7 protein-coding genes and 1 pseudogene are annotated in these 11,946 nt (G+C 38.8%); 1 reads left to right on the top strand and 7 read right to left on the bottom strand.

The annotated features are described in order from the left end of the window. Positions 1-94 precede the first annotated feature (94 nt). Positions 95-691 (bottom strand): YiiX family permuted papain-like enzyme, encoded by a 597-nt coding sequence (locus AVJ19_RS11835; RefSeq protein ID WP_111859900.1) that lies wholly within the window; start codon positions 689-691, stop codon positions 95-97. Between the two features lie 91 nt (positions 692-782). Here AVJ19_RS11835 and AVJ19_RS11830 point away from each other — a divergent pair, with 91 nt between their 5' ends. Then, positions 783-1,487 carry a glutathione S-transferase gene (locus AVJ19_RS11830; protein ID WP_111859899.1) on the top strand — a complete coding sequence of 235 codons (705 nt, stop codon included), beginning with the start codon at positions 783-785 and terminating at the stop codon, positions 1,485-1,487. On the opposite strand, the gene AVJ19_RS11825 is transcribed toward AVJ19_RS11830, so the two are convergent. The 6 genes and pseudogenes from AVJ19_RS11825 to AVJ19_RS11800 form a co-directional block, all read right to left on the bottom strand. Beyond that, the gene (locus AVJ19_RS11825) at positions 1,484-2,728 is read right to left on the bottom strand and encodes an NADH:flavin oxidoreductase/NADH oxidase family protein (protein WP_111859898.1); all 1,245 of its coding nucleotides are present in this window, start codon (positions 2,726-2,728) and stop codon (positions 1,484-1,486) included. The genes AVJ19_RS11830 and AVJ19_RS11825 overlap by 4 nt on opposite strands. A 117-nt stretch (positions 2,729-2,845) precedes the next feature. Then, a complete protein-coding gene (locus tag AVJ19_RS11820) occupies positions 2,846-4,444 on the bottom strand; it encodes an ABC transporter ATP-binding protein (RefSeq protein ID WP_111859897.1) in 1,599 nt (532 codons plus the stop codon). Beyond that, the gene (locus AVJ19_RS11815; RefSeq protein WP_111859896.1) at positions 4,419-5,432 is read right to left on the bottom strand and encodes an ABC transporter permease; all 1,014 of its coding nucleotides are present in this window, start codon (positions 5,430-5,432) and stop codon (positions 4,419-4,421) included. Before AVJ19_RS11815 ends, AVJ19_RS11820 begins: the two co-directional genes overlap by 26 nt. Next, positions 5,432-6,511 (bottom strand): microcin C ABC transporter permease YejB, encoded by a 1,080-nt coding sequence (locus AVJ19_RS11810; RefSeq protein ID WP_111859895.1) that lies wholly within the window; start codon positions 6,509-6,511, stop codon positions 5,432-5,434. The genes AVJ19_RS11815 and AVJ19_RS11810 overlap by 1 nt, the downstream gene beginning before the upstream one ends. 57 nt (positions 6,512-6,568) lie before the next feature. Further along, a complete protein-coding gene (locus AVJ19_RS11805; protein WP_111859894.1) occupies positions 6,569-8,413 on the bottom strand; it encodes an extracellular solute-binding protein in 1,845 nt (614 codons plus the stop codon). Between the two features lie 42 nt (positions 8,414-8,455). Next, positions 8,456-11,739: pseudogene (locus tag AVJ19_RS11800) on the bottom strand (LysM peptidoglycan-binding domain-containing protein). Between the last annotated feature and the right edge of the window lie 207 nt (positions 11,740-11,946).

Raw genomic sequence — 11,946 nt, 5'->3', positions numbered from 1 at the left:
CATTCTAGAATGTTTTGCATTCTTATAAAAAACCTGAGCATCATGACTCAGTTTTTTTATGCCTAATTAATCTAAAATTCAGTCTAAGTCACCATTATTGAATTGTTTTGAGCAGTTTCGAATCAAACAATGCCTTCGGGCTAATTACCTGCTCTTGTAATGGAATACGTTGTCCATAACGTTGCTGCATCAAACTTTTAACTTTGTTATGGGTTAAATCAAAATCTTTTAATCGTGCTAAAGGCGCTAACTCGATCCCCAACGCATGTTTATAGGCTTTCCACACGATTTCAGAACAATAAATCGCCTGATCATCCCATTCAAAATAAATATCATAAGGTTTGCCCAAATATTTTTCAGCATGTTGTACTAAAGCTGCTTGTTGTTGTACATTCAAAGCTTTATGTAATCTTTTCACCACATATTTTTGCCCCACACCACGCTTCACCCATGCCTGAAATGCGGTATATTTCACAGGCTGAATTGCTTCTAACACCCATAATTTACCATTTTTATTGACCACCATTCCCATATGACTATAGGGAGAATGCGTTGCAAGTTGAATCACCTGACTTTGTGTAGACTTTGAAGTGTGGAAAATAATATCACCCGTTTGTAACTGTATCGCATAGGTATGACTGCAACTCAAAAATAAAATCAGATAAAATAATTTATAAATTAATTGTCTCACAGCTTAAAATCATCCATGTTATTGTTTTAAATATCATCACACAACAATAGTAGCATCGAATATTAGAATCGCTGCAAAAGTAGAAATCTAAATGCAAATACAAATATATCATCTGCAAAACTCACGTTCACAGCGCATTGTATGGTTATGTGAAGAATTAAACCTCGATTATGAATTAATCACGTTTACTGAGCATATACAAGAACAACATAGCCACAACCATCCACATCCTTTTAAAAAATTTCCTACTGTGGCTTTTCGTCAAAATGAACAAGAAGACTTCTCAATCCTAACTGAAAGTTCAGCAATTGCAGATTTTCTATGTCATTTGCAAAATAAGTTAAATGTGAATGTCTGTGCAGATTTAAAAGAAATTGAATATTTTTATTATTGGAAAAATTTTGCTGATGCTTCTTTTATGCCAAATTTGGCGTTAAAACAGATCTTTGCACAAATTGTGCAACATACACCTTTTCCTGTACGTTTTATTTCCAAATTTTTTAAATATGGTTTTGATCGCGCTTATTTAAATGCAGCATTACAACAACAAATGCAATTTATAGATCAACACTTACAACAACATACATGGATGTCGGGCACACAATTCAGTAGTGCAGATATTTTAATGTGGTTTCCTTTATCGGCTTGTATTCAGTTAAACCCAACTTTGCAAAATTTTAAAAATATTAATAGATACCTTTTACAAATCGAAAATAGACCCGCCTTTCAAACTGCATGCTTGAAAGGACAATGGTCTACTTCAGTTTTTGCACAGTATTGGCAAAAAGCGGATTAAGCCGATTTACGTGAATTGACACGCCCCTGAATCACGGCTTTCACGTTATTTTTTGCATAATTTAAAAATACTTTGAGCGGTGACAATTTTGGATTTGGTTTTTTACCTTCTCCAATCGCCTTAAATTGTGCTGCGTACCAAAGAATTTCCATGATCGCCATTTTATCAACAAATGGAATACCCGTTTTAATCTGCTCTACTGCATAACGCACATCACGCCCTGCAATCAAACTATTGCTAATGTCTGTTTCTACAGCGAAAGGACGTGCAACGCCGATAAACTCACATGCACCACTGTCCAAAGCAGCATTCATGCCTTGCGCTGTACGGAAACCACCAGTTACCATCAACTGACACTTCACTTCTTTGCGAATTTTTTCAGCAAAATCTAAAAAATAAGCTTCACGAGCAATCGTACTTGCCTTCCGTTGATCCGCTTTTGCGCCTGCCATTGCAGGTGCTTCATAGGTCCCACCTGAGACCTCAATCAGATCAATCCCAGCTGTATCAATCGCTTTAAATACTTGAATCACTTCTTCTTCTGTAATCCCCCCACGCTGGAAATCCGCAGAGTTGAGTTTTACAGAAATAATAAAGTTTTCAGATGTTTTTGCACGGACTGCTTTATAAATTTCCAAGAGGAAACGCATACGGTTTTCAACCGAACCGCCCCATTGATCTTGGCGTTTATTGGTCAATGGTGATAAAAACTGACTGATCAAATAACCATGTGCACCATGTAATTGCACACCTTCAAAACCTGCTTTTTCACAAATTCGTGCAGACTCAGCAAAACGTTGAATCAAATCTAAAATTTCAGACTCTTCAAGTGCACGTGGTGTACCAAAAGTAGATGCCAATAATGGACTAAATGCCACCGCAGATGGCGCAACCGTTTCTTTATTTAAACCACGTGGACACTGACGCCCCGGATGTGACAATTGTACCAATTGCACCATGCCATGTTGTTTACCAAGATTCGCCCATTCGGTTAACTTTGCGAGATCACGCTCAGTTTCAACCACGACCACACCCGGTTCATTCTTGGCACGAAAATCTACCATGACGTTGCCTGTGATAGCACAACCCAAACCACCTTTGCCCCATGCATCGTACAAACCTAAATGCAATTTATTTGGCTGACCCGCATGATTTGCCAAAGCTTCGCTCATCGCACCTTTGATAATGCGGTTTTTAAATGTGGTATTTCGGATGGTAAATGCTTGTGCAATATGGCTCATGATCGTTCTCGAAATTATTTTTAGAATATTTACTCTAAATTATTTTTTAAAATGGTCAAGCAAAATCTGACAATATCTCATGTCAAATTTGCTCACTGTGCTATTTTATATGGATTATCAATACTGACTCGCTGAAATCAGTTGTTTGGTATAGTCAGTTTTTGGGTGTGCAAATAAATCTTCAGTACTTTGAAATTCAATCACTTTTGCATGACGTAGTACCAAAACTTTATGACATAACGCTTTCACCACTTGTAAATCATGACTAATAAATAAGTAACTAATATGAAACTCAGCTTGCAACTGTCTTAACAATTTTACAATGGCACGTTGCGTTGTTCGATCCAAAGCTGAAGTTGGCTCATCAAAAATAATCAGTTTCGGACGTAGCACCAAGGCACGTGCCAAAGCAATACGTTGTCGTTGCCCACCAGATAACTCATGCGGATAACGTTGTTTAAAATCTACAGGCAATTCAACTTTTAACAAAGCTTCATCAATACGCTCAGCAATTTCGGATGCTTTGAGTTTCTTTAATGCTAAACCTTCACCAATAATTTGTTCAACAGTCATACGTGGATTTAAACTGCTAAATGGATCTTGAAATACCATTTGAAAATCCGCACGCAGCGGGCGTAATTTTGACTCTTTCAGTTTATTTAAATCCTGATTAAACAAAACAATTAAGCCATCACTCTCAATCAAACGTGCTACAGCCAACGCCAAAGAGGTTTTACCTGAACCACTTTCCCCTACGATGCCGATGGACTCAGATTCATGTAAACGTAATTCCAAAGGCTCAACTGCGACAAAATAATCTTTGACCCGATTGAGCAACCCCTCTTTGATGGGAAATTTAACCCCCACATGATGCAAAGACAGAACCAAATGCGATGGATCATCTGGTGGTGTAGGATTAGCTGCACCAAAATCATGGTCTAATAAATGCTTGGTATAGTCAGCTTTTGGCGTATTAAAAATTTCACTCACTTTGCCTTGCTCCTCCACTATGCCTTTATTCATCACGATTACTTGATTGGCATAACGTCTGACCAAATTCAAATCATGACTAATCAAAATCATCGACATATCATGATTTAAAATCAGCAATTGTAAGAGGTTTAACACCTGCGCTTGTAAGGTCACATCCAAAGCAGTAGTTGGCTCATCGGCAATAATAATATCTGGCTCTAAAGCCAACGCAGCGGCGATCATCACCCGTTGTCGTTGCCCACCTGACAACTCATGCGGATAACGACTGAGCTTTTCCTCAGGATCAGGAATCCCAACATCGGTCAGTAGATCAATAACCCGCTTACGCACTTTTGCTTTCGACAGCCCATTGAGCAATAAAGGTTCACCGATAATTTTTTCTACCCGATGCAAAGGATTCAGTGCAGTCATAGGCTCTTGGAAAATCATGGCAATTTTTTGCCCACGAACTTGGCGAAGCTGTGCTTCATTCATGGTCAATAAATTTTGCCCGTCCAAGTTAGCTTCACCTGTGATTTTTAAATGTTCAGGCAATAAACCCAACATTGCTAAGCTACTGATCGACTTACCTGAACCACTTTCCCCCACAATGGCAACAGTTTCACCCGCATGTAGATCAAAACTCAGATTTTTAACTAGATCCTGTTGCTGATTTTGGATATGTAAATGGCGTACTGATAACACAAGTTTTGCGTCTTTATTGACGTCTTGGATCGAATGCATCTCGAGTCGCCTCCCCAATATAAATCAATAAAGAAAGTACCAAAGCCAAAGTAAAGAAGCCTGACAATGCCAACCATGGTGCAGTTAAATTATTTTTACCTTGTAGTAACAACTCACCCAAAGATGCAGCATCAGGGGGCAAACCATAACCGAGAAAATCGAGTGCAGTCAGCGCAGTAATATTCGCAGTCAACATAAAGGGTAACTGCGACAAACTTGAGCTCATGGCATTCGGTAAAATATGACGAAACATAATCGTGATATCACGCACACCCAAAGACCGTGCTGCACGAACATAATCTAAATTTCGAGCACGCAAAAACTCCGCACGTACCAAACCAACTAAAGCAGGCCAGCCAAAAACCAACATGATCAAAAATAACCAATAGACACTTGGAGTAAATAAACTCACCAAAATCATGATCATAAAAAGTGTTGGCAATCCGCCCCACACTTCAAGCACACGCTGCCCTAATAAATCAATCCAACCACCATAATAGCCCTGAATCGCCCCGACAATAATGCCGATGACTGAAGCAAATAAAGTCAGTGCCAAACCAAACAACAAAGACACACGTAAACCATATAAAATACGTGCAACAACATCTCGTCCTTGATCATCTGTACCTAGCCAATTTTGTGTAGTCGGTGGAGATGGCAATGGCACAGCCAAATCCAAATTAGGCGTTTGATAGGAATAACGTAAGATTGGCCATACTGCCCAACCTTTGGCATCAATCATCTGTTGTACCGCAGGATCACGATAATCTGCCTCAGTCTCAAACACACCACCAAAAGTCGTTTCAGGATATTTTTTTAGAACTGGTGTGTAATATTGCTCATCATATTTCACTAACAATGGCTTATCATTGGCAATGAACTCCGCACCCAAAGACAAGATAAAAATAATAATAAATAAAATAAAACAGCCAAAACCAAGACGATTATTCTTAAATCTTTTCAATCGGGCTTGCATGATCGGTGACATTATTTTGCACCTCTCGATTCAAAATTAATACGTGGATCAATAATTTGATAGAGTACATCGCTAATCAAACGTAAAATTAAACCTAATAAGGTAAATAAAAACAATGTGCCAAAAATCACAGGATAATCACGTTGGGTTATCGCCTCAAAACCAAGTAACCCTAAACCATCTAAGTTGAAAATAATTTCAATAAATAAATTTCCAACAAAGAAAATCCCCACCAAAGCTTCAGGCAAGCCTGCGATCACAATCAACATCGCATTACGAAACACATGTCCATACAACACCCGATTTTCATTTAAGCCTTTGGCACGTGCAGCAATCACATATTGCTTGTTCAGTTCTTCCATAAATGAATATTTGGTCAAATAGGTCAAACCTGCAAAACCACCCAACACAATGGCGATCAAAGGCAAAGTCATGTGCCAAAAATAATCTTTAATTTTGCCCAATAGACTTAAACTTTGAAAATCATCCGAAACTAAACCTTGCAGCGGAAACCATTGAAAATATGAACCACCTGCAAAGAATACAATCAATAAAACAGCAAACACAAAAGAAGGGACAGCATAGCCCACGGCTAAGATGAGTGAGGTTGATTTATCAAAGATCATGCCATGCTGTTTGGCTTTTTTAATTCCAAGCGGAATCGACACCAAATAAATCAGCAAAGTGCTCCATAAACCCAAAGACACCGTCACAGGCATTTTTTCCCACAACAACTGTGTTACAGGTTTATCTTTAAAAAAACTCGTCCCAAAATCAAACTGCATATACCCTTTAAGCATCATCCAAAAACGTTCATGTGCAGGTCGATCAAAGCCATATTGTGCTTTGATTTTTTCCACCATATCTTCACTTAAACCCCGTGCGCCTTGATACTGACTGGGATTATTTGAAGCAGATGTTACTTCTGCGCCCGCAGGTGCATTAGCCATACCCTGAAAGTTTTCAGCCTGTTGAATGGCTTGTTCTACAGGACCACCCGGTGCGAGTTGGATCACCACAAAGTTAATCAATAAAATAAAAAACAATGTGGGAATGATCAGTAGAAGTCGTTTGAGAATGTATGTGCCCATTGATTAGACATTCCTTATCAGCGCATGGCTTTTATTTTTGCCCAAATACAGCCTAAATTATTGTTTACGTAAATATTGACTGACTTTTTGTGCCTGCTTTGGATCAGACCACCAATAGTCTAAACCTAAAGATAATTTGGGTTTCACTTTCGGTTGTTGATACATATTCCAATAGGCATACCAATTTTTATCATTACCATAAGTTAAAATATGATAATAACCTGAACGCAATAAACGATCCAAAACTTTGGTACGTATGATCAATTGCTCACGATTTGGTGCACGAATCACTTGCTGTACAGCCTCATCAATCACAGGATTTTTAATTCCTGCATAATTATAATTTCCAACTTCATCTGCTGCTTTACTACTCCACATCTGCGCTTGCTCATTGCCCGGTGTTAGAGATTGTGGCATGACATTGGTGGTCATCTGAAAGTCCGAACGGCGCATACGTTCAATATATTGTGGGACATCGACTTGACGCACAGATACTTGAATACCCAATTTTTTTAAATTACGTACAAATGGCATCAATGTTCGATTTAAACTTTCCTGAAATATCATAAATTCAATTCGAATCGGCTGCCCTTTTTGATCCACCAACACTGTATCTTTATAACGATAACCTGCTTTGAGCAATAAAGCCCGTGCAATCAATAAATTATTACGGTTAAAACCACTGGCATCTGATGGTGGATATTTCCAATCTGCTAACACCCCTTGACGTTGCACAGGATGTAAACGTGCCAAATAAGGTTGCAGAATTTTCAGCTCTTGCTCACTCGGCTTGCCAGTAGCCGCCAACTCACTATTTTGGAAATAACTATTTAAACGAATATATTGCCCATAAAATAAAGCTTTATTTAACCATTCAAAATCATAAGCATAACTTAAAGCTTGCCGAAAATAGATATCGTTAAATGGTGCTTTACGGGTATTAAACACAAAACTTTGCGTAGGTGCAGGATTTGCAGTTTTGGAAATATATTTGCTCACCATTCCCGCAGTTATTGCAGGAAAATTATATTCGGTTGTCCATTTACGAGACATTTTTTCCTCATGAAAGGTAAACTGTCCCGATTTAAAACCCTCAAATGCAATATCTAAACTACGGTAATAGACAAATTTAATGATATCAAAATTATAGCGACCTTTATTGACTGCTAAGTCTTTACCCCAATAGTTTGGATTGCGCTTATAAGAAATACTGCGTCCCGCATCGATCCGATCAATCACATAAGGACCTGAACCCAAGATTGGCTGCATCGTAATTTTGGCAAAATCTTTATTTTTCCAATCGGCTTTGGAATAAATCGAAAGTGAGGACAAGATTAACGGCATTTCCGAATTATTGTCTGATTTAAATGTCATTTTAACTTGGTATTTGGATAAAACTTCGGTTTTGTCCAAATCAGACAAATACATCTGAAAACCAGGATTGGCTTTGGCTTGAATACTGTCAAAAGTAAATTTGACATCTTCGGCAGTCACAGGCGTACCATTACTAAAACGTGCTTTGGGATTTAAATGAAAAATCACAAATTTGGTTTTTTCAGGATCAAAAGTCACTTTTTCTGCAAGCAAAGGATACATAACACTTGGCTCATCGAGTGATGAACTCATTAAGCTATCAAATAAAAAGTTAGTCCCCTCAGCACTCGTACCTTTACCATTGAATCCATTCAAATTATCAAAAGTACCGTTGCCTGCTTGGCTGATCCAACCACCTTTAGGTGCAGTTGGATTGGCATAGGGCATCTCTTGCACATTTGCATACTTAGCGGTGGTGTGAATGGCAATATAAGGTGTTGTCTGGACTGCCGCCCAGACTTGACTCAACATTGCAGATAAAACAAAGGTCACCCCAAACTGTTTTGCATAGGCAAAGCTTAATTGCATATTAAGTCTATCCTTTTACTTATTTTTTCTTACATAACTCAATTACAAGTTTGGAACTTTAATCACATCACCAATCCGCAATTGCGTAGAGGGTTTCATATCATTTAATTCCGCAAGCTCATTACTAGCAATGCCATACTTGCTTGCCAAACGAATCAAAGAATCACCACTTTTCACTTTATATTCGATCACAGTTTTTGGAATACGAATACTTTGACCACGTTGTAAACCTGTGCGACCATTCAAGTTATTGAGTTCAGCCAACTCATTTGCTGAAATTCCAAGGCGATTTGCAATCAGATTTAAAGATTCTCCTGATTTTACGGTATAGGCTTCAGTATTTTGTATTGAACGTGTCGTTTTTGTACTTGTTACATTCTCTGTTTCTTTAGATACTGAGCTTTTACTGGGCAATTCCCCATCAATTTTTAAACGCTGTCCTGCACGTAATTTGGCATTTTTAGACAAACCATTCAACTCAGTTAAAAAAGCCACTTGTAAATGGTATTTTTTAGCCACTGAAGCGATTGTATCACCTGCTTTGACCACATGAATATCTTTTTCAGCAGTACGACTATTGTTAACCACTTCTTCAGGTTCAACCTGTTTATTTTTAGCTTGAACAGGTTCACCAGACAGTTTTATTTTTTGCCCAACAAACAAGCCTGCATTGCTATTTATACCATTTAAATCAGCAATTTGACTAACAGACATATTATATTTGCTGGCTACACTGCTTAGGCTATCACCTGACTGCACAGTATAATTGTCTGGAACTGTACTTCCTTCAGGTACTTTAATTGTTTGCCCAACCAATAAACCTTTTGATATTGATAGATTATTTAACTCAGCAAGCTCCGATAAGCTGATCTTCGACTGCACAGCAATACTCGATAAAGTATCGCCACTTTTCACATGATAATTTTCAGTTTTATAACGCGTTTCAGCTTGAACATTTTTAAACTTAGTTTGGTCTACAACTTTAGATTCAATTTTTTCAACATGTTGTTCAACTTCTTGCATAGGGACATTGATTTTTTGTCCAACAAATAAGTTCCCGACTTCTAAGCCCGGGGTTAAATCTGCTAACTCCTGCACTGATAGCGCATAACGATCTGCAATGACTTTTAAATATTCACCACGTTTTACCACATAAGGTTTGGTTTTAATTTTTGCTTCAGGTTTGCTGGTATCTGAACGCACTAAAGTTTTATTCAGTGCTGAAAGCTTATCATCGCCATTGTCTTTTAAATTAAGTTTTTGACCAACAAATAAATTACTTGTCGTCGTTAAATTATTATAACTTGCCAATTGTGACACTGATAAATTAAATTGATTAGCAACACCTGTTAGGCTGTCATTGGCTTTTACCACATATGTTGCAGGTGTACTCTCCGCTTTTTTCGCAGGTGCTTCAACTTCTTGTGGTTTAGCATCATATAAATATAATGTTGCGCCCACAAATAAAGTTCCATTTGGATCAACTTGATTCCATTTAGCAATGTCACGCCAGTTCACACCATTTTTCATGGCAATCGTTGCTAATGTATCACCAGATAAAACTGTATATGTACTACGCTTACCCGTTGGTGGTACAACCACAACTTCACTTTCAGTTTTTGCAAACTTTTTGTCTTGGTTTAATTTTGCTTCATCAGAAGTCACTGCTGCTGGTTCTGCCAAACCTTTTGGATAAGCAAAGCCTACTGTATTTTCTCGACCCTGTTGTTCTGCAACAGATTGACTGGTTTGGATTGCAGTAAGCTTAATTTTACCATCATAAGGATCCACAATTTCTGTACCTTGTGGTGCAATGGCTTTGATTTCTTTAACGACTTCGTCTTTTTCAGCTTGTGTTGCTTGCGGCTCAGCCACTTGTTTCACAGTCACTTGAGCATCTTCTGCTTTCACAGCAGCAGTAATTTGCTCAAGTTCACGAGCAGACAATGGTGGCTCTGTAACCACAGGTTTCACGTTGGTTGCCTGTGTTACTGCTACAGGAATGCGTGGTGCACTAGGCACAGTTGCATCAGCAGCAAACGCAGCTAAAGCAGAAGAACCTTGAGGTGTCGTTTTCAACGTACTCGGTGCAGTAGTTACTGTCGCTACCGTTGTCGTTGCAGCAGGTTTAACAGGCTGAACAGGTGTAGTACTTGCGGTTAATACAGGTGGATTGGTTGTTGCTGGAACAATTGGCATACCTGTATTGGCTGGAACGTAAGTTGGTGCAGGCACATACGTCGGTGCACTACTTGCCCAATACCCGCCAGAACTAGACTGTAAATTTTGTAATTTGCATCAATATTTGGATTTAAATCCGCAGGAATCAAAATTTTCATCGGGCTAGAAACATCAACAATTTCACCACGATGACCTGGATTTAAAGCATACAATTCAGCACGACTTAAACCTGTCATTGCTGCAATTTGGTTTAACTGCGCACCCGCAGGGACAGAAACTTCTCTAAAATGTGGACGATTGGCAATTGGTGGTAAGGTTACACCATATTTTTGTGGACTTTTAATAATTTGAGCAACTGCCAAGAAACGTGGTACATAGTTCATAGTTTCTTGTGGTAAACGCAGTGACCAGTAATCTGTAGGTAAACCTGCCGCTTCATTACGATTAATGGCTTGTTGAATACGCCCCGGACCTGCATTATATGCAGCCAGTGCCAACTCCCAAGAACCAAACTGATTATATAAACTCCCTAAAAACTCATAAGCGGCACGGGTTGATTCAACAACATCACGGCGACCATCATAAGCACTCGTTTGTCGTAAACCGTAAATTTTCCCTGTACTTGGAATAAACTGCCACATCCCTGCTGCAGCTGCACTACTGGTTGCGGCAGGGTCATAAGAACTCTCAATAATCGGTAATAATGCTAACTCTGTTGGCAAACCACGGCGCTCAGCTTCTTTCACCGTATGGTACAAATAGCGAGATGCACGGGCACTCAAGCGATCAATATATGGCTGCCGTGCAGCAAACCAACTACGCTGTGCATCAATACGTGGGTCCCAATGATCTTCATTCATTTTAAAACCAACGGACATACGTTTCCAGACATCACCATGTTTTAAAATGAGTAAACGATCACCTTCTACTGCGCGCATATCGGTCGCAGACAATAAATCCTCTAAGGAATCTAAACTGCTTGCATCTAGCATACCTGTTTGTTTTGTGGTTTGTGGTTTGCTCACAGTTTGTGAAGAAGTACACCCTGTCATTAACCCAATGGCAGCTAGTGCTGATGTCATGAATGATAATTTAAATAACGCAGAAGAATTGGGCTGCCACGTAAGAGTGGTTGGTTTAGACATACAGGGTTCCGAACATCAATATAGTAAATTATTTTATCCGTGCCATTTTAGTAGAGCATCTCACTCATACAAGGCACTTATTGCAAGCAAATTGCCTACAAATGTTACAAAAAATTAAAAAAATCGCCGTTCTAAGCGTAGAAAAGCGTGATTTGCGTATACAATAAATTCTTAGTCCCTTATGTTCAACACTAAATTCAATTTCAT

This window comes from Acinetobacter sp. CFCC 10889 (genome assembly GCF_003268395.1).
Lineage (GTDB): Bacteria > Pseudomonadota > Gammaproteobacteria > Pseudomonadales > Moraxellaceae > Acinetobacter.
This window is presented reverse-complemented; position numbering and strand designations above follow the sequence as displayed.

Coding starts and splice junctions, on each gene's coding strand:
- AVJ19_RS11815 (WP_111859896.1), bottom strand. CDS start 5,432: ATGTCACCGATCATGCAAGCCCGATTGAAAAGATTTAAGAATAATCGT.
- AVJ19_RS11830 (WP_111859899.1), top strand. CDS start 783: ATGCAAATACAAATATATCATCTGCAAAACTCACGTTCACAGCGCATT.
- AVJ19_RS11825 (WP_111859898.1), bottom strand. CDS start 2,728: ATGAGCCATATTGCACAAGCATTTACCATCCGAAATACCACATTTAAA.
- AVJ19_RS11810 (WP_111859895.1), bottom strand. CDS start 6,511: ATGGGCACATACATTCTCAAACGACTTCTACTGATCATTCCCACATTG.
- AVJ19_RS11820 (WP_111859897.1), bottom strand. CDS start 4,444: ATGCATTCGATCCAAGACGTCAATAAAGACGCAAAACTTGTGTTATCA.
- AVJ19_RS11805 (WP_111859894.1), bottom strand. CDS start 8,413: ATGCAATTAAGCTTTGCCTATGCAAAACAGTTTGGGGTGACCTTTGTT.